Source organism: Undibacterium sp. CY21W, assembly GCF_014284265.1.
Taxonomy (GTDB): Bacteria; Pseudomonadota; Gammaproteobacteria; order Burkholderiales; family Burkholderiaceae_D; genus Undibacterium; species Undibacterium aquatile.
The window spans coordinates 22,223-48,175 of sequence record NZ_JACOGE010000005.1; the positions used below are offsets into that span (position 1 = coordinate 22,223).

The window sequence follows — 25,953 nt, forward strand, 5'->3', positions numbered from 1 at the left end:
ATCTTTCATTGGTTTGAACTTACATGACCACAATTCGCCTTAAAGAAAACGAGCCGTTCGAAGTCGCCATGCGCCGCTTCAAGCGCACTATCGAAAAGACCGGTCTGTTGACCGAATTGCGCGCTCGCGAGTTCTACGAGAAGCCAACTGCAGAGCGTAAGCGTAAGCTGGCAGCAGCAGTTAAGCGTCACTACAAACGTATTCGTAGTCAGCAATTGCCTAAGAAAATGTATTAATTCCGATTTGGTGTCTGGCTTAGTCAGATACTTTCGGTATTGCATTGCTTAGGTATTGCATGCCCGCTCCGGTCAGCCGCAGCGGGCTTTATTATTTTTATCTGATTCAGTTACTCAGGGGGAAGTCATGAGCTTAAAAGAGCAAATCACCGATGATATGAAAGCCGCGATGCGTGCCAAGGAAGCTGGCAAGCTCGGGACTATCCGTTTGTTGACGGCAGCAATGAAGCAAAAAGAAGTCGATGAGCGCGTTGAGTTGGATGATGGCATGATCCTCGCCATTATTGAGAAGATGATCAAGCAGCGTAAAGATTCGATTCAGCAATTCGAAGCGGGTGGCCGCCAGGATTTGGCCGATATCGAAAAAGCGGAATTGGCTGTGCTGTCGACCTATATGCCTGCAGCTTTATCTGACGAGGAAGTTCAGGCGGCGGTTGTTGCTGCGGTTGCCGAGACTGGCGCTGCAGGTCCGCAGGATATGCGTAAAGTGATTGATGTGTTAAAAGTGAAGCTTGCCGGCCGCGCTGATATGGGAAAAGTATCAGGTTTGGTGAAAGCAGCTTTGAGCCGTTAATTTTGTATTTTATTTGTCAATTGCAGCGGTTGAAAAACCGGTAAGCAGACTTGATTCCACAAAGCTTTATTCAGGATTTACTCGCCCGCGTTGACATCGTTGACGTGGTGGGTAAATACGTCCAGCTGAAAAAAGGTGGCGCAAACTATATGGGTTTGTGCCCCTTTCATAATGAAAAATCCCCTAGTTTTACCGTAAGTCCGACCAAGCAGTTTTATCACTGCTTTGGTTGCGGTGCGCATGGTAGCTCCATCGGGTTTTTGATGGAATATTCAGGGTTAAGCTTTGTCGACGCCATTCGTGACTTGGCGCAAAGCAATGGCATGGTTGTTCCTGAAGAAGATCGCATGCTGCCAGCGCAACGGGCGGAGGTGCAGGCTAAAAGTCTGGCCTTGTCAGAAGTCATGACCAAAGCCGGGGAGTACTACAAACAACAGTTGCGCTCGGCGCCGCCAGCGATTGCGTATCTGAAAAAGCGTGGTCTGACCGGGGAGATTGCCGCTCGTTTCGGTTTAGGTTTTGCGCCGGATGCATGGGATGGTTTGCGCTCTGTCTTTGCGGACTATCAGGCGCCTGAGCTGGTTGAGGCTGGACTGGTCATCGATAAAAGCGACGAAGAGGGCGGTGGACGCAAACGCTATGACCGTTTCCGCGATCGCGTGATGTTCCCGATTCGCAATACGAAGGGGCAGATCATAGGTTTTGGCGGGCGCATTATGGAGCAGGGCGAGCCTAAATATCTGAACTCCCCTGAGACGCCGCTATTTCAGAAGGGCTACGAACTCTACGGTTTATTTGAGGCGCGCCAGGCGATTCGGGATGCTGGTTATGTACTGGTCACCGAAGGCTACATGGATGTCGTTGCGCTGGCGCAAATGGGTTTTCCGCAAGCCGTTGCGACGCTGGGAACGGCTTGTACGCCAACTCACGTACAAAAATTGTTGCGGCAGACAGATCATGTTGTATTCAGCTTCGATGGTGATACTGCCGGCCGCCGTGCTGCCCGGCGTGCACTCGATGCCTGCTTACCTCATGCGAATGATGATAAATTTATTAAGTTTCTGTTTTTGCCTGCCGAGCATGATCCTGATAGCTTTATCCGTGAATTCGGCGCGGACGCGTTTGAGCAGCAAGTACATGAGGCGATGCCGTTGTCCCAGTTTTTCATGCGGGAGATGATCGCTGATCATGATCTCAATTCGGCAGAGGGGCGCGCAAAAACGCAGTTTGACGCTAAACCCTTGCTGCAAACGATGCAGCCTTCTGGGTTGCGTTTGCAAATGGTGCGCAATCTGGCGCAGGTGACGCAGACGACTCCCGCCGAGATAGAGGCTTTGTTTGAGCTTTCCCAGCCAGTTGCCCGTCAGAAGCTTGCTCCGCCACGGTCGAAACGCAGTGCGCCGGTTGGCCTTGAGCGCCAGATTATGCGGATACTCGTGGCTTATCCAGCCTTAGCGCTGATGCTTGACGACGTTGCTCTTGCTGAGGCGGCATTGTTGGCGCCGGATGGTGCAGAGATGTTGATGCAGTTAGTCGGTATTGCGAAAGAGATGGGCGAGGGGGCGCAATTTGCAGCGCTGGCTGAGCGATTGCGTGTCGTTAGTTCCGATTTCGATGGTTTGATCGCGGAAGTGGCAGGCCAGACCGATGCTGATGCCGAATTGGTCAGGCTGGAATTGCTTGGTGCCATCCGACAGATTCGCTCTCAGGCGCTCAAATATGAGGCAGAAAGATTGGTGGCATCCGGTTTGCGCACTGAAGTAGAAAAGGCGCGCTGGCGTGAAATTATGCAGTTGCAGGAAGATTTGCGCAAAGAGGCGGCCGCAGAAGCTGGAAGCCGCCAATAAACTCACTACAATTTTATTAATTAATTTACAATTTTTTCGTCTGAATTTGTTCCGGGTATGTCCGTGACGATGAATGGTTTGCCTATTTTTTTATCAATTTAGTTGTCGTTACTCTGGCTTTGGGCTAGAGAATGTGACGCTCGCGTGGTATAATTAAAGGCTTACGATTCAAGGTCTTAGGTTGTTTCATTTTGCGTAAAATCATTTGATTGTCGCAAAATGTGTTGTTTAGGTGAGCGTAATGCTCCTCCGAGTAACCCAAAACACTGGCGCTGAGACTCGGGAAGTCTGAAGCAAAAATGGTTTGCTCCGCATACAGATCATCTGTCTGATGCAGGAGTATGTCTTTTTTGCAAAATATGTCAGCAGGCGACTTCCTCAGTTCCGGATGGTTTGATTCAATGGCTAGCGCAATGAAGAAACCCTCGAAAACCCTGATGCCTACAACGGTTAAAAAAACTACGGCAAAGGCATCTAAAAATGCAGGTGTCAGCACCGCAGCAAAAACGGTGAGTAAGGCAGTTGTAGCCAAAACAAAAACTACCAGCCCGAAAGCGCCGTCCAAAGCCATCAGTAAGCCTGTCGCTGCCAAAGCACCGAAAGTAGTCGCGCCAGTTAAGGCTGTCGCAAAAGCAAAGGCTGCAGTAACTGTTAGTGTGGCGGGTAAAAAAACGGGGGCAAAAGATATCAAAGCGCCTAAAGTAAGTAAAGCGGCAGCGTCCGCGCCGGCAGTCAAAAAGACGGTCTCAAAGTCGGTTGCTGCAAAAACAGATATAAAGAAATCAGTTAGCGTCCCATCTAAAAAAACGACTGTGAAAACGACTGTAAAGCAGGTTGCAGTCAAGGCGCCACCGAAAGCAAAAAAAATTGATGAGAAGCTGGCGGAAGGTGCAGTTCATCAGGCTGAAGGTAAGCAAAAGCGAGTGACAACGGAGTCGTCCCGAGCTAAATCAGTACCATCCGCAACATCGAAAGCTTCCGTGACAACTAACAAAACCGATTCAAAGATAGTGACCAAACCTACCAAGAAATCAGCGAAAGCTGCTGCACCTGAAGTTCAGGAAATCAAGACCGGATCTGCGCCTACCGTCAGTCAGACTACAGACGCTGCCGTACTTGCTGCTATCGATACGTCCGGCTATGTTTTGCCCGGAGTAAAGGTGCCTGGACGCCGTGGCCGCAAACCAAAAGAATACCAGCCGGAAAACGAAGAAATTGCAGCATTGAATGCGGTTGAACGCGCGGAAATGAAGGCAATCGATAAGGCGAAGGCAAAAGATCGCAAAGCAAAAGAGAAAGCGTTATTGAAGGACGCGTTTTCCTCTGACCCAGAGGCGACAGAGGAAGAGCTCGAACGTCGTCGCCAGAAGCTGAAAACACTGATTAAGCTTGGTAAAGATCGCGGCTATCTGACATTTGCTGAGATTAACGATCACTTGCCGGAAAATGTTGTTGATCCTGAAGCGATCGAAGGCATCATCAGTACCTTTAACGACATGGGCGTTGCGGTTTATGAGCGCGCTCCTGATGCTGAAACATTGTTGTTGTCCGATAACGTCGTTACTGTCACGACGGATGATGATGAAGTGGAAGCGGCAGCCGAGGCTGCATTGTCAACTGTTGATTCTGATTTCGGACGTACTACCGATCCGGTTCGCATGTATATGCGTGAAATGGGCTCGGTTGAATTGTTGACTCGCGAAGGCGAGATCGTTATTGCGAAGAAGATTGAAGAAGGCCTGAAGGATATGATTCAGGCGATTTCAGCATGTCCTACGACCATTGCAGAAATACTGGCAGCGGCCGACAGAATTGCCGCAGACGAAATAAAAATCGATGAAATCGTCGATGGTCTGGTCGATCCAAACGCGACCGAAGACGCGCCTCCTGCTCCAGCTGTCGTTGCTGCCGCAGAAGAATCTGATGAAGATGAGGACGAGGAAGAAGATGAAGAGGAAGAAGATGAGGATGGCGGTGCAGCTGCCGCTGCCGCAATTTCTTCTGAACAGTTAGAGCAAATGAAGCGTGAGGCACTCGCCAAGTTTGAAATCATTGCTTCTAATTTTGAAAAAATGCGCAAGTCTTATGAGAAAGAAGGCTATAACTCTAAGACTTACGTCAAAGCTCAGGAAGCTATTTCGAATGAGCTGCTTGGCATTCGTTTTACTGCCAAAGTAGTTGAAAAGCTTTGCGATACTTTGCGTGGACAGGTTGACGAAGTTCGTCATATTGAAAAACAAATTCTGGATGTGGCAGTGAACCGCTGTGGTATGCCCCGTTCGCATTTCATTAAAGTTTTCCCCGGCAATGAAACCAATCTGAGCTGGGTTGAGGGCGAAGTGAATGCCGGACACTCCTATAGCGCGATTCTTGGTCGTAATGTCCCTGCGGTTCAGCAATTGCAGCAGAAATTGATTGATTTGCAGGCGCGCGTGGTATTGCCATTGCCTGATCTGCGTGGCATCAATAAAAAGATGTCGGCTGGTGAGATGAAGGCGCGTAAAGCAAAGCGTGAAATGACTGAAGCAAACTTGCGTCTGGTCATTTCTATCGCGAAGAAATACACCAATCGTGGCTTGCAATTCCTGGACTTGATTCAGGAAGGTAATATCGGTCTGATGAAGGCCGTGGATAAGTTTGAATATCGCCGTGGTTACAAATTTTCCACTTATGCGACATGGTGGATACGTCAGGCGATTACCCGCTCGATTGCCGATCAGGCGCGTACCATCCGTATTCCGGTGCATATGATAGAGACGATTAATAAAATGAATCGTATCTCGCGTCAGATTTTGCAAGAGACAGGTGCTGAGCCAGATCCGGCAACGTTAGCGATCAAGATGGAAATGCCTGAAGATAAAATCCGCAAGATCATGAAGATCGCGAAAGAGCCGATTTCGATGGAAACACCGATCGGTGACGACGATGATTCTCATCTTGGCGATTTCATCGAGGATAATCACACGCTGGCACCGGCAGATGCAGCTCTGCACGCATCCATGCGCAATGTCGTTAAAGATGTGCTGGATTCTCTGACGCCACGTGAGGCGAAAGTATTGCGTATGCGTTTTGGTGTTGAAATGTCGACTGACCATACTTTAGAAGAGGTTGGTAAACAGTTCGACGTGACACGTGAACGGATTCGTCAGATAGAAGCAAAAGCATTGCGTAAGTTACGTCACCCATCACGTTCAGATAAGCTGAAGAGCTTCCTTGAAGGTAATTAATGTTATATAATTGGCGCTGATTTTTTTCAGCGCCCGTTAATATATTGAGCTGAGTTTTCAGCGCAATGTTTTGCAGGCGGCAGCATCGGGCTTTTCCTGCAAATCCTGAAGTGATTTCCAAACCTGGATTAACCTCAGATTACAGCAGGCAGAGCTTGCAGAAAGAATTGGGCCTCTAGCTCATGTTGGTTAGAGCAGCGGACTCATAATCCGTTGGTACCGTGTTCGACTCACGGGAGGCCCACCATTTACCATGACTGATATTAAGTCCATCCCCAATTCCCCTTCCGACCAGACTGAACACAAAGTGAAGTTTGAAGATTTCGGCTTATCTCCTGATATTCTGCGTGCTTTGACTGAGCAGGGTTACGTCCACCCTACGCCAATACAAGCGGAAGCAATTCCTGTTGTATTGCAAGGCAGGGATGTGATGGGCGCCGCACAAACGGGCACCGGTAAAACAGCAGGATTTTCTTTGCCGATTATCCAACGTTTGCTCGCTCATGCGAGTACCAGTGCCTCGCCGGCGCGCCACCCTGTCCGTGCTTTGATACTGACGCCAACGCGTGAACTCGCGGATCAGGTTGCTGAGAACGTCAAGGCATACTCTCGCTTCACACCGTTACGTTCCACAGTTGTCTTTGGTGGCATGGATATGGCGCCACAAGTTGCCATGTTGCGTTCAGGCGTGGAAATCGTGATTGCAACACCGGGGCGTTTGCTTGATCACGTTCAGCAAAAGACGATTAATTTATCGCAGACACAAATTCTGGTGATGGATGAAGCTGATCGTATGCTTGATATGGGTTTTTTACCGGATCTGCAACGCATCATCAATCTGTTGCCTAAGCAGCGACAAAATCTGATGTTTTCAGCGACTTTTTCTCCTGAAATTAAAAAGCTGGCAGCCAGCTTTTTGAACGATCCGCAGACGATAGAAGTGGCTCGTAGTAACGCAACATCCGACAACGTTACCCAGATTTTGTACAAGGTCGCGGAAGATGAGAAGCGCGATGCGGTTTCCTTCATTATTCGTGAGCGTGGTTTGAAGCAAGTGATCGTTTTCAGTAACACGAAAATCGGTGCGTCACGTCTCGCCGTCCATCTGGTTAAGCAAGGTGTGAAAGCGTCTGCGATTCATGGTGATAAATCGCAAAATGAACGTATGGTCGCGCTGGAAGATTTTAAACGCGGTGAAGTGGAAGTGCTGGTAGCGACGGATGTGGCTGCACGTGGTCTGGACATATCCGAAATGCCTTGCGTGATCAATTATGATCTTCCGTATAACGCCGAAGACTATGTTCACCGTATTGGCCGTACCGGGCGTGCTGGTGCTAAAGGTGACGCAATTTCTTTGTACACGGATCAGGACGAGCGCTTGCTCGTCGATATTGAGAAGCTGATCAAACAGAAAATTGTCAGATTGACTCTTGCTGGTTTTGTCCCTGTTACCCATCAGGTGGAGCGCAGTCGTCCAGCGCGCGATAAATCTGAACGTACTACCGAGCGTGCTGAGCGTAGCGAAAAACCTGCGCGAGGTTATCAGCCGCCAAGAGAAAAAGTGGACCCGTGGTTCTTGAAGCCTTATGAGCCGGCTGTATCCTCTTCCCTGAAAACCGGTAGCTCTGCTAAAACCAGTGAAAATACCGACGTGAAGCCACAAAAACGTGCAGCTTTACTGGGTGGCATCCCTAAAGTCTGAACGCTCCTCAATGACAACTGAGGTCACGTATAGCGGATTTCAGTTGACGATTTCATTGTTGAAAAACTCAGACAGATGCTTTTTCATTAGCTTCCTGCTGGTGAGATTGCCAGACGAGGTTCGCGGCACACAAATCTTGCAGAGCTGTTCCTACTGACTTAAATACCGTCACTTCCTGTTCCGATCGACGGCCGGTATGTCTTCCAGAGCAGAGATCGGCAAGCTCGGCAACAATCGCTTCTTTCTTTAAGCTGCCACTTTGCAGCGCCTGCAGAATATCGCCGGCCTCTGCTAATGCTCCCGTGAACGTATCCACGAAGACGACAGACTTTGCCATCAGTTCATCGTCAACTTCCCGCATATCCGGTTTGAAACCGCCAACCAGGTCAAGATGCGTACCTGCTTGTATCCATTCTCCTTTGATGATGGCTTGTCTGCTTGTTGTTGCGCAGGTGATGATATCTACAGACATGCAGGATCCGGCGAGATCGCTGGTTACTTCAATCTTGATCCCCTTTGGTAAATCTGTGAAAGACGTTAACGTCTGACGGCAACGTTCTGATTTTTCTGCAGAGCGGCCCCAGATCGTGATTTTATCGATCGGTCTGGTATGGCAATGTGCGAGTGCCATATGCGGTGCAAGACTGCCGTTGCCGACGAGAAGTAAATGACTGCTGTTTTTTCTGGATAAAAAACTGGAAGCGAGCGCCGATGCTGCTGCAGTTCGTTTTTGCGTTATTTCCTCACCATCCATGAAGGCCAGCGGTACGCCAGTGATCGAATCAAATAAAATGAATATCGCATGCACCGTAGGAGTGTCTATATTTTGTGGCGCAAACGTGACTAATTTCACACCAGTATGACCGGACGGATTCCATGCTGGCATCAAGAGCAAACTTGAGTTGGCCTGTTCCGATAGTAGATGTGCATGTCGTTTGGGGGTAATGATCTCTTGCTGAAAAGCTTCCCGTAACGCGTGTATTAGCTGCGGATATTGCAATGCCTGCCGTACTTTTTCTTTGCTGATAAATGGAATCATATAGATAGAATCACAAGAGACTTCTGGTAAGAATCAAATGCACATCATATCGAGTCGGCAAAGAAGAAGAGGTGAAAAATATGCATTCTTCCCCGAAGTTAAATTTTGGGGTGCATACCGTGAAAGTGTGCGCCTGCCCCCGGTTATTGTGCGGAAAAACCGGGGGGGGGGCAGGCAGCGTGTGGTCGTTTTTATCTTGTCGTTGTCAGGTTGATTTTCCCTGGCAAGAGCGATGTTATTACAATATGGTCAGTGTTACTTCAATGTTGCCGCGAGTTGCGTTCGAATAAGGGCAAACTTCATGCGCTTTATTGACCAGATCTTCAGCTAACTGACGATCCATTCCCGGTAACGAGATATTCAGTGCAACCTGAATACCAAAGCCACCCTTGCCATTGGGGCCGATACCAACGTCCGCTTTGATTGAAAGATCTGCTGGCAATGCAGTCTTACTCGCCGCAGCGACGAACTTCAGTGCACCGATAAAACATGCAGAATAACCCGCAGCGAATAATTGTTCCGGATTCGTACCTGCGCCGCCCGCGCCGCCTAATTCTTTTGGCGTCGTGAGTTTAACATCCAGTTGATTATCACTGGAAACAGAGCGGCCATCGCGGCCACCGGTAGAGGTTGCACTTGCTGTGTAAAGAACTTGCATAAGATTTCCCATTTAAATTGACTGCATGAAGAATATTTTCGCTACGACCCAATGAGTCGATGGAAGAATGATATTACACAATTTAATTGTGCGCAATTTAAATGGCGATTATTTTTTTCTATGCACTCGATAAAGGAATTTTATTTTTCTGTGAGATTTGCTCTCAATTCTGAGAGTTGGCTGCGTAGTTGCATCAGTGTTTTTTGGTCTTGTCCGCTGGCACAGAGGATTTTGAGTGGAATTTTTTTTGCTGCCTTTTTCAACTCTTTTCCACTGTTCGTGAGAATAATTCTGACCTGTCGTTCGTCAGCGTCGTCCCGCTGGCGCTCCAGTAAGCCAGCTGCTTCCATGCGTTTCAACAGAGGCGTCAGTGTGCCAGAGTCAAGAAACAGGGCGCTTCCAATATCTTTAACGAGAATATGATCCTGTTCCCAAAGTACCAGCATGACCAGATACTGCGGATACGTCAGGCCGAGTTCTTCTAATAATGGTTTATAACTTTTGGTGAGTGCCAGCGACGCAGAGTACAGCGCAAAGCAAAACTGGTTATCAAGTGCCAGTAAGTCCGGTTCTTTTTTTACAGATTCGTTCATATGACACTCAAAAAATAGAAACTAAACAGAAATAATAATGATTGCCTGACATGATAATCAAATTCGGTGCCACTTGTCTTTGATCTTCGGGTCTATCAGGCCTGAGTCTGCACGGTATAATGCTGAATTAATGAAAATCCGTATACGCAGAGGTAAGTTGTGACTTTTATCGAGAAATTAAATGCCGCCTGGGCTGAAAATCAATCACTGCTTTGCGTTGGACTCGATCCTGATATCAGTCGTTTTCCGGCCGAGTTAGCCGGCAAACCTGATGCCATTTTTACTTTTTGCAAAGCGATGATCGATGCCACTGCCGATCTTACCTGCTCATTCAAACCGCAGATTGCTTATTTTGCTGCATTACGTGCAGAAGATCAGTTGGAAGCCCTTTGCCGCTATATCAAAACGACTTATCCCGCGATTCCCGTCATATTGGATGCAAAGCGGGGTGACATCGGCGCCACTGCCGAGCAATACGCACGCGAAGCATTTGAACGATATGCCGCCGATGCGGTGACCGTCAATCCTTACATGGGATTCGACTCTGTCGCACCGTATATGGAATGGAAAGATAAAGGCGCGATAGTTTTATGCCGCACATCAAACGCAGGCGGATCTGATTTGCAATTCCTGGACGTCGGTGGACTGCCTCTGTATCAGCATGTTGCCAAACTGGTTGTAGAAAAGTGGAATACCAATGGGCAATGTGCACTGGTCGTTGGCGCGACCTTTCCTGATGAGTTAGCGCAGGTACGCAATATTGTCGGCGATATGCCATTGCTGGTGCCTGGCATTGGTGCGCAAGGCGGCGATATTACTGCAACTGTCGCGGCAGGCAAAACAGCGAACGGAACAGGAATGATGATTAATTCGTCGCGCGCAATTCTGTACGCAAAAACTTCAGGTAATGAAACCTTTGCAGAAGCTGCCCGACGCGTCGCGATTGAAACTCGTGACGCGATTAATCAGCATAGAGCTTAACTGAAACAGTATTCATTTTTACAGTTAGTCATGACGCTAAAGAATTTGCTTTACGGAGCCGCGTCGTGTTTTTCTGACTGCAAAAATAATAATTACGCTGAATATTTTCAATAAAAGAAAAATACAAAAAAGACTGATTGCCAACGGGAGCACAGTGAATATCAGTGCGATGGCGATGCAAGCGATGAAAATGCTGTGCAGTGGCAAACTGGCAATCAGGTAAGCCGCTTTTTTGATCAGGTAAATAAATTCATGCCGGCTTTGGCGGAAAAATGCTGTCACTTCATCCAGATTTATTGAGTTCATCTTCTTTCCTCGGTTGTTTGTCTGAAGCAGAAAGATAGACTTAATTTCTTTGCTTTGCACAGGAGCTGCGATGAACGGAATTATTCTGGGTTCAAATCAACAAAAAACGAGAATGACTGGTCGTTGTCGCCGACTGATTCACGGACAGCGAATGTGGTTCAAGTCGATCAATTCAATCTCGTTTTCAGGCGCTCATAGCCCGTGCGGCTGACTGGAATTTTTATACCACTGCGTAGCACGGCCACCTGAGTATCTTTACTCTGGCGTTCTATTCCTGTTAATGCCTTAATCTGCAAAAGATAAGAGCGATGGACTCTGACAAAACCGGCTGACGAAAGCTGTTCCTCGATGTCTGACAAACTCTGCGTTTTCATCACTGTTCTGCCTTGTGTGTGAACCAGAATGTAGTCATCCTGCGCCTCGATAAAATCAATTTCCTCGAATGGCAGCACATGTACTTTCTCTCTGTCGCGTATCGTCAGGCGCTGCGATTGTTGCACACTTGATGTAATCAGTTGTTGCATACCGATTGGAGGTGAGGCAACGACCTTATCTTCCTGTATGAGTTTTTTCGCCTTCTGCAGTGCCTCATTAAAACGCTGTTGGGAAAATGGCTTTAAAAGATAATCTATTGCGTGTAAGTCAAAGGCTTTCACCGCATATTGGTCATACGCGGTCGTAAAGATAATGCCGGATTTTCTGCCAGTGGCATCCAATACTTCCAGTCCGGTTAATTCCGGCATTTGTATATCTAAAAAAATCAGATCGGGTTGATGCGCAAATATCGCATCAACTGCTTCAGTGCCAGTCTCACATTCACTGATAACGATGATGTCCGGATGAGAGCGCAGATACTCACGGATCAGGCGGCGCGCAAGTTCTTCATCATCAGCAATTAATACTCTGAGGGAATGATTCATATCGTGTCAGCTTGTCGTTTTAACTCTATTGGTAACGATATTTCTACAAAGAAGAGATTTTCCGTGCGTGACCAGTGCACCCGGGCACGATCACCATAAATCGTATTAAAACGCTCGCGTAAATTTGTTAATCCCAGGCCGATACCGCTATCCGAGATGACTTTATCTGAAACGGGATTTTCTACCCGGATATGTAGCCATCCGTCTTGGCCACAGATACTGGCGCTAATCAAGCCGCCTTTGGGTAATTGCCGTACGCCATGTTTGATCGCATTTTCAAATAAGGGTTGCAAACTCATAGGCGGTATTAATGCAAGATCAGTATGATCAACTTGTATATTGACTTGTAATTTCTGGCCGTAACGGATTTTTTCTACTGCCAGAAAATGCCCGCATAGATCAAGTTCTTCTCTGACAGTGATTGTTGTATGCTCAGACAAGGCCAGCGTTTTTCTGAAAAAATCTGCCAGCGAAATTGCCATGTTTCTGGCGCCAGCAGGATCAATGCTTGTCAGTGCACTGATGGAGTTGAGGCTGTTGAATAAAAAGTGAGGATCAACTTGTGTACGTAAAAGCTGTAATTCTGCATCACGGGCAAACAGGCGGGAAGCAGCCTCACGACGTTCCGCTGCTCGTAAATTATCAAAGCTAATAAGCACATCGTAAGCCAGCAGAGCAAGCAAATACAGTGCGAATCCGGTAGCGAGAATAATCGCTGCGAGCTGGTTTGATATAGCGAGTACCGCTTCCTGACCGGTCACGGAAATGAGAGCCATATTCCAGATTTCGCATATTCCTAACAGCAGGATGCCTGAAACCATCGCACTGCTGCCGAACATCAGAAACGTCAGGAAAACAGAACGTCTGGATAAGGGAAGTGTCCTGCAAATGTAATACGATGACGTCGCCACAAAACCGAAAATCAGTGACACTGGCAGAGCAAAAGTCAGGGCGTAAATCGATTGGCACAATCCAGCGGAAACCAGGAGCCTGGAAAATAAAGCACCTGCTAACAGCCAGATTGCGACATACCAGAGAAACCGGCGGAAACCGGACAGAATCGGATGCATGCGAGTTCTCGAACGTCAGTTCTTCACTTCGACGCCGCCCATGATCGCATATCCTTGCAGGTATAATTTTTTATCGCGTACCATCGGCGGTACGGTCTTATCTTCGAACCCACCCAGAATGGGGACTCCCTGAGAAATGACTGTCCAGTCGTGAGGAATTTTTAATTCTATTCCTCCCCACATAGCAAAGACATTTAAGGTTGCTTCGTTTTGCAAACCGGCATTACGCAGATCAAGTTCGATACCACCCATCACCGCGGTCAGCTCGCCACCGCGGAAGTCCGGCGTTGAGTTCTGCATTTTTGCGCCGCTCATAATTGCAGAGATATTGCTTTCCGCTTGCTGATTGCCGCTTCCTGTAGCCGGATTGGAATAAGATGTACTGGTATTCATCTTATCCTTGAAAATAATCATCAGACCTGCAGCGATAATAAAAACTGGCCACCAGTCACGCATTCTTAAGTAAACGATACCCAGATGTTGCAGCGTCAGCAGCGCGCCTAAGGCAACGAAACCTGCGCCGATAAGACGACCAGAGGTATTCTGACTGCGGGAAATTTTGAGCATGCCAACCAGAATAAATACCATGGGCCAGAATTGGAAAAACTGACGTGTACTGAAAATATCTAAATTATCTACCAGTGCTAATGCACCGAAAATTAATAACAGAACGCCAAAGAATACCTGGGTTTGCGGTTGTCGCTTACTCATGATGTGAACTCCACAGATGAACGAATAATAAAATTACTGACGTGTCGAAAGCAGGCCGGCGACGATACTTTTGATACCAACGGCAATCAAAACAACTGGCCAGCTAGTGGAGAATGTCCAGCCCCACAGATTTTCTACAGATGCGTATATCCAGAAAGCCAGAATCACGGTGCAGCAACCATTCGCAATATTCTGGGGCTGGCGTGAGCTAAGTATTTCAATCAGACCAAAACATCCCGTCAGCGCTGGCATGATGTACCAATAATCAGCCAGATCAGAAACACGCATTTTTTCTGCAAGAAACAGAACGCCTATCGTGACCAGTACGGTACCAAGCAAAAAGTTTTTTCTGTGTCGAGTTTGAGGCTCTTCATGTTGTCGGCTCATCTCAGCTCCTTGATCAATATTTCTTTAGACAGAGTAAAGATAAACCGTATCACGATGCTTGTCGCATATTTATCGGTGAATAGCGCTGCTTTGTCGGTGAATGACGATCTTCAGATTTTATATCGTCAATAGCAGGCAGAATAGAGAGGGCGCAGTATCTATCGTTGATGCTTAGCGCAATACCTGAGTCATTGCCGTTCGCTGGTTGCCATGCGCAGAGCAGCGCCAGAAAGAGAAGGCAAAGTAACGCAGATGGACCGGGAATACTGAAAAGTGTAGCGACTTAACTGAGCAGTTGGTTGAAGTCGTCGGCTTTTCTGACAACGCGTCGGGATGCGGTGCCGAATATATTGTGGGTCTCCTCGACAACGTATTCGTTCGATCCCCGGGTACAGTACATTAAGCCGCGAAAATTAGTTCCTAAGTAGGCGAAGGGAGCAAGCTTGGTCTTTACCGGAGAATCGTCGCCCAGCAATGCCCGCAGTTTGCGCTCGACATCGTACAGGCTTCTCTCATTGAGCGATACTTTGGCGCCTTTGGGCGTCGGAAAACTGGTCACAAAGGACGGGTTTTGCCCCATGGGATTGGTGAAGGTGATTTTAATTCCTAATTTCAGAAATTTGGAAATCGCGGAAAAATCATTTTCATCATACATAGCAACTCTCCCTGAACCGATGTTCTGTACTTGTTCTTCTCAGAAGTGATATTCAAAGCTTGCCAGAAATCCCCTGTTTTTACAATCTGCACAGAATAAAAAAGCAGCAACCTATGATGTATCGCAGAAGTTATTTCTCTGTCTATATCGTAGGGGCAAGCGACATGTTCATGCGGTCACGCCTGCACAGATAATTTCCATTCTGCATAGCTTTGCGGCACATTCGGATCGGTGACCAGTATCCCGCGCAGACTTTGTTTGATGGCGTCGATCATGTCCTCACTGCCAGGCGCTGATGCCGTTATCTGTTGCCAGTGAAGGGGAATCTTTGTCAGCCTCAGACTTTCATGCGCGCCGTTCAGCCTTTTGGCGTTGGTGATCAGTTGATCCTGTCCGGTCTGTTGTTTGCTGGCGAATACAATCAGGTTGTAGCTGTCGTAGGATTTCAGCCAGCGTAACTGATGGGCAAACTGGGTGTACAGCATTTCCAGCATTGGCGATAGCGTGCTTGGCTTTCCCCATACATTGGCAATGAGTACACCGCACGCATGTAAATTCCGGTAACAGTGTGCGTAAAATGCGGCGTTATTCAAGGCTGGTACCAGGCCTTCGGTGTCGTAGGCATCCAGAAAAATCACATCGGCCTGTTCGGTTTGCTGTGGTAACCATTCAGCCGCATCAGCATGAATCACCGTCAGGCGCTCATCATCGGGCGGCACAAAAAATTGTTCCCGCATCGCGATCACGTCAGCGTTGATTTCGATTACAGTGATACGGCAATCCGGCAGATGGTGGTAGCAGTATTTGACCAGTGAGCCACCGCCAAGACCGATCAGAATAATATGTTTCGGTGCCGGATTGAACAGCAGAAACCCCATCATGATTCGGGAATAAGCACAGAGTAAGCGATGCGGTTCATCCAGCTTCATCGCGCTTTGCATGCACGTCGGTGTCAGATACATCATGCGCAGACCGTCATCATCGAGAATAAACGGTTTACCTTGATGCTGATCTGAAAGTGCTTGCAAATGCTTGCGATGGATCACTTCATCCGCCGGTGGCTTATTCAGAAAAAGGCGGGACAAACTCTGACGTGGCTTCGACATGATTATCCTGCAATTCTCGGTATTAGTTCGTCGCTGTCGCTGCCGACAAGGCTGCATTCAACTGTGTAATCTTTTCTATGAGCGCCGCGTTTTCGGCTTCGAGTGCTTTAATCCTTTGCTGAAGAATGACAGATTCGCTGACCTGATCCATCGCTCCGTTAGCGGTATCAGGCGGATTTTCCGCCTCTTGAGATTCGGGAACCTTGTTCATTTTTGCCGGTGCTTTTTGCTCGCGTATTTTTTCGCGGACCTGTTTGGCGGCTTGTTGCAATTCTTTACGTCCCCCGGCGACTGCGGCAGCTTGCTCATTGCTTGGCAGTGTCGCGACGGCCGCCGCAGCGCTGATGGAAATAGTGCCATCGCGCACAGCCTGGACCAGTTCCGGTGCTGCTGCACGCTGAATTTTTTCTATCTGTAAAACAGCGTTGCTGCTGATACCGGCAACCCGCGCGATTTCCTGACGACTTTGCGTAGGTTTTACTACGGGAATAGCGACGTCTGTTTCTTCATTTCCCGATGTGTCGCTTTCATCTTGTGCTTTGATGCGCATAGAAATAATTTCTTTTTTTCGCAGCGCTAACATGCCGCGCTGAAAATCGGAAACGCTGCGGCGAGCCAGATGATTATCGATCATCCATAACTGTACATCTTCGATATCTTTAAAATGATCGTTTTGTATCGTTTTGAACGGAATGTTGTGGCGCTGGCAGATCGCATAACGATTGTGCCCGTCAATCAGAACCTCGCCCCAGAGCACCAGTGCATCACGGCAGCCTTCGGTGAGTATGCTGCGTTCCAGCGCTGCATATTCGTGTTCAGTCAGAGGGTCAATATAGGCGCGCAGCCCTTCGTGAATAATGATGCTCATAAAACCAGCCTTGCAGTGTTTCGGGAAAGGTCGCATTGTAGCCGAGAAAAAGCATTGATTTCCGCTTGTCGATCGCGAGTTCTGGCGAATGTTTGCGCGGCCTCACGTGTACAATGCGGTCTGAAACAGTTGCCACTTGGATGTGGCTCTGCATCCGGGCAGATGCGCGTTAATCCTGCGGTGATCCTGATCGTGTGCTGACTCACTGCTGACGCTGATGTCTGGCGCTGTACATCAGTGCACTGGGTGACATTCAATAAATATAAATAATATACATTGCGCGACAAGCGCTTTTCCCAAGGGTACCCTTATGATGACCTATGAAGAATATCTGGATGAAGTCACTACGTTGATGACAGAAAAATTTGATCTCACTGATGAAGCTGCGATTAAGCACGTGATGCGCGCGCAGGCGAATGATTTTTTTACGCTGCACGACGATCATCCTGAAATGCGGACGCAGGAACGCGCGGAACAGGACGCTCAGACCATTTACGATCAGCGCAACAAATCACGTCCGCATACGCCGCCGCAACGTACCGGCAAACCGCGTAAGTGAACATGACAGCGATGGCATGAAAACACCAAAAAGACTACAGCCTCTGATCGAAGAGGGGCTGATCGATGAAGTGCTGCGGCAGTTGATGAGTGGCAAAGAAGCCACTGTCTATGTTGTCCGTAGCGGCGAAGATATTCGCTGTGCAAAAGTCTACAAAGAGGCGAGCCAGCGCAGTTTTAAACAGGCAGCCTCGTATCAGGAAGGGCGTAAGGTAAAAAACAGCCGTCAGGCAAGGGCGATGGAAAAAGGCACGCGCTACGGACGTAAGATGCAGGAAGAAGTCTGGCAAAACGCCGAAGTCGACGCCCTTTATAAGTTAGCTGCCGCCGGTGTGAAAGTCCCAACGCCTTATATTTGTTTTGAAGGCGTGTTGCTGATGGAACTGGTGACGGACGCTGATGGCAATGCCGCTCCAAGGCTGAATGATATTGCCTTGTCGGCTGAGCTGGCATTGCAATATCACGCACAATTATTACATCAGGTGGTGCTGATGCTGTGCGCAGGTGTTATTCATGGTGATTTATCAGAGTTCAATATTCTGGTCGATGGCGATGGTCCTGTCATCATCGATTTGCCGCAGGCGATTGATGCGGCCAGCAATACCGAAGCGGCAGTGATGCTGGAGCGTGACGTGGCGAATCTGGCATCGTATTTCGGGCAGTTTGCACCGCAGTTGAAAGACACCCAATATAGCAAAGAAATCTGGAAGTTGTATGTTGCAGGTCAGCTGACACCCGAAACGCCGTTGACCGGGCATGTCACAGCCGATACGCGTCCGGTGAATGTGGGCGAAGTGATGCGTGAAATAGAGTCGGCTATTCTGGAAGAGCAGGAAAGATTAAGACGCTTGGCTGAAATGTGAAAACAGGCGCTTAGTCTGATTGCAAAGATTCACAATGCTTCCGTACGCCTGACAACGGCGGAATAAATGGAATAAAAAAAATCCCGATAGAAATGTATCGGGATTTTTTTATGTGCCCATTAATTTCACAGGCCTAGCATCTGGCTGTTATTGACGTACACGTTTTTTCGCGCCGGTTGCAGGACTGGCTTTACCTTTGTATGCTGGTCTGCCACCTGCTTGTGGAAATGCAGGTTTATCGCCTTGCAGATTTTTAGTCGGTGGGAAAGGAAATTTCACCGCTGATTTTTTTTCCGGAACTGCGGTCTTTGGGGATGCCTCTGCTGCTGTATTTGCCGTATTTACTGCCGCTACTTCCTTTATTTGTACCGGCGTTGTAGATGCAGCAGGCGCGGTGGCTGGGCTTGTTTTCTGTACTTCTGCCTTGGCTGATTTTGCTTCAGCCTGAGCCGTGGTCGCTTTTGTCGCTAATGCTTTTTTGGATGCTTTAGGAGCTGGCGCTTTTGTTGCCGGAACAGCAGTTTTTGCCGGCGTCGCTGGAACGACCTTTGTACTGACCGATTTTGCCGCCACTTTTGCTACCGTTTTAGTTTTGCTGGTCGCTACCGATGTTTTTTTTGTTTCTGCTGGCGGCAGACTGACCGTCTTTTTGCTGGCACTGACTTTCACATCCGGTTCTGGTAAAAGTGAAATTTGCTTAGCGCTGGTGCTGCTTTTGATTTTTACTGGAGATACCGTTTTTTTACTGACCGGGCTTGCGTTCAGGGATTTTTCTGTGACAACTGGTAACGCCTCGGTATTTGTGATTTTCACCGAAATCAGATTATTTTTACCTGCGTTGGCAAGATGCAGAAATGCTTCGCGCGTAGCGCTGGAGATGGTCGCCAGTTCTTTGCCATAGGCGAGCAAGCTGTCGATCTGAGGTTGTCGCTGCGTTTGTGCCAACGCTAATAATTCTTGAGGTCCGCTGCTTGCCAATACCTGGCGAGAACTCGCGGTGACTTTCTCCACGGTGTCTTTGATGGTGGCGAAGTTGAGCGCAATCATTTTTTCAAGACCTTGAAAGGCGGTGTTTGAGAATGATTGTAAAAGTTCCAGCTGTTTGCTCAACTGTTCTTGTGCAACGACGGAAATTTGTGTTTGAATCAAAGGCATGAATCTCTCCTTAAAGGTGGATAAGACGTTTCAAGCGTTAATTTTGATCAGGAACGCCTGGTAAAGTGATTGCACAAATGAATCTTGAGATCGGTAAAACTGATCGCTAACAACGCAGCAGGAACAACAGTTTCTGTTTACCTTAGCTTTGCGCATTACCCTTGATCCGGTAGTTCTTTAAAAATGGCGCAATGCCGCAAACCGCATTTTAACCTTGGATGTACGTCCCTGCCATTAAAAATATTGCAGTGCAATAAAACATCTTTTTTACGTTTTATGGAAAATGACATGGCGAATGAATTCGCAACGACAGATAGCCTGAATGATTTACGTGCGCAATTGCGTCAATTTACTGCTGAACGCCAGTGGGAACAGTTTCATACCCCAAAAAATCTGGCGAGCGCCCTGATTGTAGAAGCGGCTGAATTACTTGAACCTTTTCAGTGGCTGAACAATGGCAAAGCCGATGAACTCGGTGCGGAAAAATTACAGGCGGTGCGGCATGAAATGGCCGATGTTATGGCATACCTGATCATGCTGGCAGATCAGTTAAACATCGACCTGATTGCTGCGACGAATGAAAAAATTCAGTTGAATGCGCGGAAGTACCCGAGTGATATCGTTCGTGGAGATGCTCGCAAGTACAACGAGTATGAGTGATCCGATTGCGTCGCCAGATGCAGTAGGCCTTAAGCAACTCTGAAGAAGCTACTCAGTGGGTCATTTTCCAGCGTTCTTTTGGCTTTTTCTAAAAATGCCGTGTGCTGAAAATCCTGTATGGAAAATGGGAAACCTTTGGCCGTCAGCCATGCGCAAGCCTCTTCTGTGGTCGTGCAGACATAAAAATCATCACCTGGAACAACACCGGAGTTACGTTGCACAATATCCAGATGAAACCTGCTTGGGCACACGAAAGCGATGCACTGACAGCCATGGGCAATGGCCCAGTCACGCATCGACGTATACGCCTTTAAAGCGGCGGTGGGAGCCATTTCCCAATATTCGCCTTGCGCCAGACTTGCCCATGCCACGCCGGTCGGAGCGATTGCTTTATAGTCTTCAAACATGGCTCTGACACCCTGTTCATTAAAATTGCCTGCAAAAGCGCGTACAACCACGTTACGTACCTGACTCACTTCCCACTCGCCGTGTATCTTCATTATTTCACCTGTAAAGCCAGCTGGAATTTTAATATTGAATTGAGTTCACAGAACGAAAACAATCGTTAAGTAAGGTAAATGTGAAAAATAAAAACAGCATTTCCCTTATTCCAATCACATTCAAGGCAATTTCAATGTGCTGATGGCATATTTCCGGCTTGCCGATAGAGTTGAGGAATTTTATTTTTACTCAGAATCACCATGACGATACTGGCAAGCGCCAACAAGAACCAGTTGAGGCGGGGGCTGTCGAAATGCTGCGAGAGATCGAAAAGTATTCCGCCGGCAAGACTGCCGACCATATTTCCCATGCTTTGATACAGCATTTGTTTCGACATCAGTTTTCCGGTATCTGCGCAAGTTTTGTCCGCAAAACGCGCGGTCAGCACGTCTAAGGATGGGCCATAAAATACTTGTCCGAACGAGAGCAATACCGCTGAAACGATAACGGCGGTGGCAGAGTGCGTAAATACAAGCATGAGTAAAAAACTCAGGAAAAGACAGCCATAACCGATTTGTAGAAAACGGAAATGATCTCTGATTCTGATCGCACGTTTAGAAATCGGAATCTGAAAAAAGATGATCACCAGTGCGGATATCCAGAATGGTGTCGATACCGGAATATCTGGTGTGAATTTAGGAATGTGCAGACTGAATCCTATCATCGGCTGTATGGCAAAACACCAGAACATCGCGTTGGACAGATAGAAAAGGATGGGCAATTCGGTCGTTCTTTGTCCTGTTTCAGCGATGTCTTGGCTGGCTGAATTTGTCTGTCGTGTTGATGTCTTTTTTTCCTGTTGCGCCAATGTCGTATGCAAGGCCAGATATTGTTTTTCATGTTCAGAAATTGCCCGCATGGCGATCAACATAAATATGCCATAAGCAATGAAGGTGACGAGGACGATCAGAAATACTAGGCGCAGGCTTTCATGCGGCACCCAGCTAGCCATCAGATAACCGCTGACCAAACCCATCCGTATAGCAAACGCCAGGCGACTGAATAATGCAGACTGATCCAGATCACGGAGTTTCAGCAGATAATTTTTTAAGCCCGGAAATGACAACCCGCTGCCGAAACCAGCGAGAACAGCAAACAGCGCGAGCGCCCATGCCTGCTGCAGAAATGCCATGCAATACAGCGCAATTCCTTCGAGAAAAATATTCCCGCAAACCATGAGCGGATGATTGACTGCGCGTGAAAACCGGCTACCTGCAAATGAACCAATAACGCGACCCAGATTTAATCCGAAAAGGATAGACGCAGCCCAGAAACCAGAAAAATTTTTACCTGTTTCAGAGACGATGAGTGGCGTGTACAAAGCGACGCCGCCGGAAGCAATGGCAACACCGATGTAGATCAAATATGAATTTGCCAGCGAGTTAAATTTCTTGTTGTGCATACTAAAAGCCGCAGCTTTGATGAATGGTTTTTTTACCGGGTTGAGGCAGATATCTGCAGAAGTGCGGAATGCGTAGCATCGGTTATTTTGATGCCCGCCAAAGCCGTTATTGTACGCTGCGACTGACTTGAATATGCCGGATTTCATTGCCAGAAGTCGTCGCGATGATGTCGCTCCCCCGGCCTTTTGTAACGAATTGAAAGGTCGCAGATTCCGGTACCTGCTGTTTCATCACGGGAGACTATCAGAATTTTTATTTCAAAAAAAATTTCCCACTGCCAGACTGTTTCCACACTTTAAGCACAACTTGTCGTGCTGAGGCTGAGCTACATAGTCATTGTGTAGCAATGAATTGTATGACGTTGGATAACCTGAGGAGTCACATGATGTTGAATAAAAAATTGGTTGTTGGAATGATTGCTACTGCTGGTTTTATGCTGAGTGCGGCAGCATCTGCGCAAGTGTATGTTGGCGCGACTGTCGGTAAAGCACATTGGAATGACGATTGCAAAAATGTCGTTTCATGCAGTACCAGTTCAAACACCTACAAGTTATTAGGCGGTTATAACATCGACAAAAACTTTGCAGTTGAAGCGAGTTATTTTTCTCTGGGAACCATTTCTGCAACCGGTAATGTCAGCGGTACGAATGTATCTGCTGATATGAAAGGCAAGGGCTTTGAAGTCTCCGGTTTATATAAATATGAATTCACTCCTGAACTGAGCGGGTTTGCTAAATTGGGTCTGGCGAGTATCAAGGCTGAAGGCAGCGGCGCGGTTGCAGGCGTGGGCGCCTACAACGACAGCACCACATCAACGCAGCCAGTATTTGGTTTTGGTGCGAGCTACAAACTGACGAAAGAGCTTGCCTTACGTGGTGAATTTGAAACCCGCAAAATCAAATTCAGCGGTGACAAAGAGGCTGTCAATAACGTCTCTGTAGGCTTGCAATATTCGTTTTAATTATTAAACCTGACAACGGTGCCGTAATGCACTGTTGTCAGGAAAAAAGGGACGTACATTCTTTGCGATGTTGCTGCCCGTTGGCAGGAAAACTGAAATTATCCTGATCTTTGTTTTGACGTAACTGACCCGCTGTTGTTACATGTACTTACGATTAATACGGCAGTCGGGTCAACTTGATGAACACATGTTTCGTTGAGATATCCATACTTCTGTTTTAATTTTTTAATGGATCCGAGCTATGTCAGATAATCAAACAAATAAACGTATTCATCCACTGGTTGCAGGTGCCGCGGTATCAGTAATGCTGGTCAGCCTGATCGGTGTTGCTGCAATGACCGGGGTATTACCTAACTCTAACAGCAAGACCGTACCGGACAACGCCAATGCCGTGGCGACGAAAGATGCCGGTATCAATAACCAGACTTCCTTCTCACCATCAAATGAGCCTGTGCAAAACACAGCTAAACAGGGTTACCGTTCTGGAGGTTACGATAATTCAGGCACGACAACGACAGCGGAACGTAAGCTGGCTGTTTGCGATAATTGCGGTGTCGTTGAATCGGTGCGTGCGATTGAGCAGCAGGCTTCACAGGGCAGCGGTGTTGGCGCTGTTGCCGGGGCTTTACTTGGTGGTGTATTGGGTAATCAGGTTGGCGGTGGCGATGGCCGTAAACTGGCAACCGTAGCGGGTGCAGTTGGCGGTGGTTTTGCCGGTAACGCTATCGAGAAACGCACCCGTACCACGACCGTTTATGAGGTGCGGGTGAAAATGGAAAATGGCCATGTGCGTACTTTCCATCCTTCGGCTCAGCCTGGATGGCAATCCGGTGATCGCGTCAGAATCGTTAATGGCAATTTGCAATCAGCATAATCTGTTTGCCCAACTGAGTGTCATTTCATCTCTCAATATACATGCGCTTGCCAGCATAGAAATGCTCTGGCAGGCGCATCAGATATGAGAGATTGCGTGGAATTTGACTGCGGAAATTCTCAGTACAAATTTTCAGTATAAATTCCGACCAGCGATTTGCTGTGCAGATTCACATCAGCGTAGCAGCAAAAATCAACATCGGCTTGTCGTCGATTTTTTTTGGGTGGGGCTCTTTGGGGCCCCGTTCAATCCGGTCGGCGAAACTCATTCTCTATCCACCGCAAGGCGTTTTTTCTGTCCAGCTTATAGTTCGCAGCAACTTTCACTTTTGCCAGTTCTGCACCATCTGCATCGCAGGCGCTCAGATACGCATACGGATCATCGTCATCCGGCACAATATCCAACATGATTTTATAGTCAGCCTCATCCGTGCTGACCAGCAGATTCTTGTGCAGCAGCGCGTGTAATTGTTGTTCATGACGGCGGATCACTTCTGACGCAGTTTTGACCAGCGTACCGAACGCGTTGGCATCTAAAGGTTTAGGATTTTTTTTGTCGCGTCCCATCGTCCAGGGACCAACCAATGCCGGTTCAGGTTCACCATCTTTCAGCATTGCCACTGCCCAGCCTTCGTCGTCATCGTTTTTGATGACTTTGGCTGTCCAGCCTTTATCGCGCCACAGGCGAGCTTCAAAAATTGGTTGGTCTTGTTCTGGCATAGTCTCTTCAACGTCATCGAAGTGATCGCCGGTGTTTAGATGAGTGTGTTGCAAAAGAAATTCTCTGTAAAAGCAAATACAGACGACATCCTACACGCATAGCGGCAACGTGGCAGATCTGATGCCGTTTCTGAGCCGAAAACCTGCGCAAAGGCGCATGCTATCTCGCCTTGATTTGACGTTTGACGAAGATCAAATCTGAAAAAAACGGGCTTGTTTTTTGGATAGTTTATTCCTATCTTATGGATGGAATCAGGGAGCATGTTACCTGAAACTGCATCAGGTGCATGCGTGTCAGATATGTTTATAAAGACGATTGCAACGACATGATAAGGAGAGAAATATGGGTGCACTAACACCGCGTGGCAGTGGTTTCTTTGATGATTTTTTCCGTGATCTGAGTCCGGCTTTTTATGTCAAACCTCTGCACGGTGATCCACTTCCCAGTCCGGCACAAATCAAGATTGACGTACAGGAAAATGAGGGCGCTTACACGGTGCAGGCAGAAGTACCCGGCGTTCCTAAGGACGATATCCATGTTGCTCTGGACGGCAATGTCGTTACCTTACGCGCTGAAATTAAGCAAGAAGACAACAGCCGGAAAGACGACAAAGTGCTGCGTAGCGAACGCTATTTCGGCGAAGTGTCACGGAGTTTTCAATTGCCTGTCGAAATTGATACCGCATCGGCGAGCGCAAAATATGATAACGGCGTGTTGAGTCTGACTTTACCTAAGAAACGTCCCGCAGGTGGTGTGCAGAAACTCAAAATCGAATAGTTTCGCTAATGGTGGCACGCGTATGTGGCATTACGCTTTTACCACTAACGGGCAGTGTAAGCCTGAGTGCCATAAAAAAGCCTGCACAATTTTGCAGGCTTTTGATTTTTATATGAAATATTCAGCGTAAAAGTGATACTACGTTCAGCAAACTGCCTACTGTCAGTCCGCTTTTCTATTCTTATCGAAACGGTCAACCAGTAACATACCAACGATCATCGCCAGTAAAAATGCAGCGCCTTTGGCGATGCCCGCTCCCAGCAATACAACTGCTGGACCCGGACAAATACCTGCCATGCCCCAGCCTATGCCAAATAACAGGCTACCGCCAACCAGACGCCAATTGATTACCGAGATCGTTGGGAACTGCATAGGTTCTCCCAGCAATGAAAGCGAGCGTCGGCGCAATAGCGTGAACGGAATAATAGCGACGCCGATGGCACCGCCCATGACGAAGGCCAGTGAAGGATTCCAGAGTCCGGCCAGATCAAGAAATGCGAGCACCTTTGCCGGATTGGCCATTCCCGCGACGATCAGACCCAGACCAAATATTAAGCCGCAGAATGCGGCGGCGATCAGTTTTTTCATGTTGTCATCTCTC

General features: G+C 47.9%; 29 protein-coding genes and 1 tRNA gene. 13 read left to right on the plus strand and 17 right to left on the minus strand.

Going from position 1 to position 25,953, the window contains the following annotated elements:
* The first annotated feature begins 23 nt into the window (after positions 1 to 23).
* The 3 genes from rpsU to dnaG all read left to right on the plus strand — a co-directional run bounded on the left by rpsU (position 24) and on the right by dnaG (position 2,657).
* Entirely contained in the window at positions 24 to 236 is a 213-nt protein-coding gene (gene rpsU / locus H8K29_RS12450; RefSeq protein ID WP_005877634.1) for a 30S ribosomal protein S21, read from the plus strand.
* 127 nt (positions 237 to 363) lie between these two features.
* The gene (locus tag H8K29_RS12455; protein ID WP_186885012.1) at positions 364 to 810 is read left to right on the plus strand and encodes a GatB/YqeY domain-containing protein; all 447 of its coding nucleotides are present in this window, start codon (positions 364 to 366) and stop codon (positions 808 to 810) included.
* A gap of 50 nt (positions 811 to 860) precedes the next feature.
* Complete coding sequence (dnaG, locus tag H8K29_RS12460; RefSeq protein WP_186885013.1) at positions 861 to 2,657, plus strand: DNA primase; 1,797 nt, start codon at positions 861 to 863, stop codon at positions 2,655 to 2,657.
* Between the two features lie 124 nt (positions 2,658 to 2,781).
* Here dnaG and H8K29_RS17990 read toward each other — a convergent pair whose 3' ends face one another.
* Positions 2,782 to 3,501 (minus strand): hypothetical protein, encoded by a 720-nt coding sequence (locus H8K29_RS17990; protein ID WP_186897852.1) that lies wholly within the window; start codon positions 3,499 to 3,501, stop codon positions 2,782 to 2,784.
* A gap of 163 nt (positions 3,502 to 3,664) precedes the next feature.
* Here H8K29_RS17990 and rpoD point away from each other — a divergent pair, with 163 nt between their 5' ends.
* From rpoD to H8K29_RS12480, 3 genes are all read left to right on the plus strand, one after another.
* Complete coding sequence (gene rpoD, locus H8K29_RS12470) at positions 3,665 to 5,884, plus strand: RNA polymerase sigma factor RpoD (RefSeq protein WP_370527196.1); 2,220 nt, start codon at positions 3,665 to 3,667, stop codon at positions 5,882 to 5,884.
* A gap of 169 nt (positions 5,885 to 6,053) precedes the next feature.
* Positions 6,054 to 6,131: transfer RNA gene (locus H8K29_RS12475), tRNA-Ile, on the plus strand.
* A gap of 6 nt (positions 6,132 to 6,137) precedes the next feature.
* Positions 6,138 to 7,586, plus strand: coding sequence for a DEAD/DEAH box helicase (locus H8K29_RS12480; RefSeq protein ID WP_186885015.1), 1,449 nt, complete (start codon positions 6,138 to 6,140; stop codon positions 7,584 to 7,586).
* Between the two features lie 67 nt (positions 7,587 to 7,653).
* Here the strand turns inward: H8K29_RS12480 and H8K29_RS12485 are convergent, their stop codons facing one another.
* From H8K29_RS12485 to H8K29_RS12495, 3 genes are all read right to left on the minus strand, one after another.
* Complete coding sequence (locus tag H8K29_RS12485; RefSeq protein ID WP_186897853.1) at positions 7,654 to 8,625, minus strand: ornithine cyclodeaminase family protein; 972 nt, start codon at positions 8,623 to 8,625, stop codon at positions 7,654 to 7,656.
* A gap of 238 nt (positions 8,626 to 8,863) precedes the next feature.
* Positions 8,864 to 9,283, minus strand: a complete 420-nt coding sequence (locus H8K29_RS12490) for an organic hydroperoxide resistance protein (RefSeq protein ID WP_186897854.1) — start codon at positions 9,281 to 9,283, stop codon at positions 8,864 to 8,866.
* A 140-nt stretch (positions 9,284 to 9,423) separates the two neighbouring features.
* Complete coding sequence (locus H8K29_RS12495; protein WP_186897855.1) at positions 9,424 to 9,876, minus strand: MarR family winged helix-turn-helix transcriptional regulator; 453 nt, start codon at positions 9,874 to 9,876, stop codon at positions 9,424 to 9,426.
* Positions 9,877 to 10,035: 159 nt separating this feature from the next.
* Between H8K29_RS12495 and pyrF the strand changes: the two genes are divergently transcribed.
* Entirely contained in the window at positions 10,036 to 10,857 is an 822-nt protein-coding gene (pyrF, locus tag H8K29_RS12500) for an orotidine-5'-phosphate decarboxylase (RefSeq protein ID WP_186897856.1), read from the plus strand.
* A 36-nt stretch (positions 10,858 to 10,893) separates the two neighbouring features.
* Here pyrF and H8K29_RS12505 read toward each other — a convergent pair whose 3' ends face one another.
* From H8K29_RS12505 to H8K29_RS12540, 8 genes are all read right to left on the minus strand, one after another.
* The gene (locus tag H8K29_RS12505; protein WP_186897857.1) at positions 10,894 to 11,163 is read right to left on the minus strand and encodes a hypothetical protein; all 270 of its coding nucleotides are present in this window, start codon (positions 11,161 to 11,163) and stop codon (positions 10,894 to 10,896) included.
* A 167-nt stretch (positions 11,164 to 11,330) separates the two neighbouring features.
* Positions 11,331 to 12,083, minus strand: coding sequence for a LytTR family DNA-binding domain-containing protein (locus tag H8K29_RS12510; RefSeq protein ID WP_186897858.1), 753 nt, complete (start codon positions 12,081 to 12,083; stop codon positions 11,331 to 11,333).
* On the minus strand, positions 12,080 to 13,153 hold the full coding sequence (locus H8K29_RS12515; RefSeq protein ID WP_186897859.1) for a sensor histidine kinase: 1,074 nt from the start codon (positions 13,151 to 13,153) through the stop codon (positions 12,080 to 12,082). The genes H8K29_RS12510 and H8K29_RS12515 overlap by 4 nt, the downstream gene beginning before the upstream one ends.
* A gap of 15 nt (positions 13,154 to 13,168) precedes the next feature.
* Positions 13,169 to 13,864, minus strand: a complete 696-nt coding sequence (locus H8K29_RS12520; RefSeq protein ID WP_186897860.1) for a LiaI-LiaF-like domain-containing protein — start codon at positions 13,862 to 13,864, stop codon at positions 13,169 to 13,171.
* Positions 13,865 to 13,897: 33 nt separating this feature from the next.
* A complete protein-coding gene (locus H8K29_RS12525) occupies positions 13,898 to 14,251 on the minus strand; it encodes a hypothetical protein (RefSeq protein ID WP_186897861.1) in 354 nt (117 codons plus the stop codon).
* 283 nt (positions 14,252 to 14,534) lie between these two features.
* Positions 14,535 to 14,906 (minus strand): hypothetical protein, encoded by a 372-nt coding sequence (locus tag H8K29_RS12530; RefSeq protein ID WP_186885026.1) that lies wholly within the window; start codon positions 14,904 to 14,906, stop codon positions 14,535 to 14,537.
* 176 nt (positions 14,907 to 15,082) lie between these two features.
* Positions 15,083 to 16,012: a transferase spermidine synthase gene (locus H8K29_RS12535; RefSeq protein WP_186897862.1), complete on the minus strand. Its 930-nt coding sequence runs from the start codon at positions 16,010 to 16,012 to the stop codon at positions 15,083 to 15,085.
* Between the two features lie 22 nt (positions 16,013 to 16,034).
* Entirely contained in the window at positions 16,035 to 16,880 is an 846-nt protein-coding gene (locus H8K29_RS12540; protein ID WP_186897863.1) for a hypothetical protein, read from the minus strand.
* 313 nt (positions 16,881 to 17,193) lie between these two features.
* Here H8K29_RS12540 and H8K29_RS12545 point away from each other — a divergent pair, with 313 nt between their 5' ends.
* Complete coding sequence (locus tag H8K29_RS12545) at positions 17,194 to 17,439, plus strand: hypothetical protein (RefSeq protein WP_186898064.1); 246 nt, start codon at positions 17,194 to 17,196, stop codon at positions 17,437 to 17,439.
* A 16-nt stretch (positions 17,440 to 17,455) separates the two neighbouring features.
* Positions 17,456 to 18,301, plus strand: coding sequence for a PA4780 family RIO1-like protein kinase (locus H8K29_RS12550; RefSeq protein ID WP_186897864.1), 846 nt, complete (start codon positions 17,456 to 17,458; stop codon positions 18,299 to 18,301).
* Positions 18,302 to 18,448: 147 nt separating this feature from the next.
* Here the strand turns inward: H8K29_RS12550 and phaP are convergent, their stop codons facing one another.
* Positions 18,449 to 19,456 carry a phasin family protein gene (gene phaP / locus H8K29_RS12555; RefSeq protein WP_186897865.1) on the minus strand — a complete coding sequence of 336 codons (1,008 nt, stop codon included), beginning with the start codon at positions 19,454 to 19,456 and terminating at the stop codon, positions 18,449 to 18,451.
* Between the two features lie 288 nt (positions 19,457 to 19,744).
* Between phaP and H8K29_RS12560 the strand changes: the two genes are divergently transcribed.
* The gene (locus H8K29_RS12560; protein ID WP_186885031.1) at positions 19,745 to 20,116 is read left to right on the plus strand and encodes a nucleotide pyrophosphohydrolase; all 372 of its coding nucleotides are present in this window, start codon (positions 19,745 to 19,747) and stop codon (positions 20,114 to 20,116) included.
* A 29-nt stretch (positions 20,117 to 20,145) separates the two neighbouring features.
* Here H8K29_RS12560 and H8K29_RS12565 read toward each other — a convergent pair whose 3' ends face one another.
* Together H8K29_RS12565 and H8K29_RS12570 are read right to left on the minus strand one after the other, a co-directional pair.
* Positions 20,146 to 20,616 carry a hypothetical protein gene (locus H8K29_RS12565; RefSeq protein WP_186885032.1) on the minus strand — a complete coding sequence of 157 codons (471 nt, stop codon included), beginning with the start codon at positions 20,614 to 20,616 and terminating at the stop codon, positions 20,146 to 20,148.
* 131 nt (positions 20,617 to 20,747) lie between these two features.
* The gene (locus H8K29_RS12570; RefSeq protein WP_186897866.1) at positions 20,748 to 22,019 is read right to left on the minus strand and encodes an MFS transporter; all 1,272 of its coding nucleotides are present in this window, start codon (positions 22,017 to 22,019) and stop codon (positions 20,748 to 20,750) included.
* Between the two features lie 383 nt (positions 22,020 to 22,402).
* Between H8K29_RS12570 and H8K29_RS12575 the strand changes: the two genes are divergently transcribed.
* Positions 22,403 to 22,981 (plus strand): outer membrane beta-barrel protein, encoded by a 579-nt coding sequence (locus tag H8K29_RS12575; protein WP_186897867.1) that lies wholly within the window; start codon positions 22,403 to 22,405, stop codon positions 22,979 to 22,981.
* Positions 22,982 to 23,222: 241 nt separating this feature from the next.
* Positions 23,223 to 23,855, plus strand: a complete 633-nt coding sequence (locus tag H8K29_RS12580; RefSeq protein ID WP_186897868.1) for a glycine zipper 2TM domain-containing protein — start codon at positions 23,223 to 23,225, stop codon at positions 23,853 to 23,855.
* Between the two features lie 245 nt (positions 23,856 to 24,100).
* Here the strand turns inward: H8K29_RS12580 and H8K29_RS12585 are convergent, their stop codons facing one another.
* The gene (locus H8K29_RS12585; protein ID WP_186898065.1) at positions 24,101 to 24,574 is read right to left on the minus strand and encodes a hypothetical protein; all 474 of its coding nucleotides are present in this window, start codon (positions 24,572 to 24,574) and stop codon (positions 24,101 to 24,103) included.
* 343 nt (positions 24,575 to 24,917) lie between these two features.
* Here H8K29_RS12585 and H8K29_RS12590 point away from each other — a divergent pair, with 343 nt between their 5' ends.
* Positions 24,918 to 25,352 (plus strand): Hsp20/alpha crystallin family protein, encoded by a 435-nt coding sequence (locus H8K29_RS12590; RefSeq protein WP_186897869.1) that lies wholly within the window; start codon positions 24,918 to 24,920, stop codon positions 25,350 to 25,352.
* Positions 25,353 to 25,514: 162 nt separating this feature from the next.
* Here the strand turns inward: H8K29_RS12590 and H8K29_RS12595 are convergent, their stop codons facing one another.
* The gene (locus H8K29_RS12595; RefSeq protein WP_186897870.1) at positions 25,515 to 25,940 is read right to left on the minus strand and encodes a DUF6691 family protein; all 426 of its coding nucleotides are present in this window, start codon (positions 25,938 to 25,940) and stop codon (positions 25,515 to 25,517) included.
* Positions 25,941 to 25,953 lie beyond the last annotated feature (13 nt).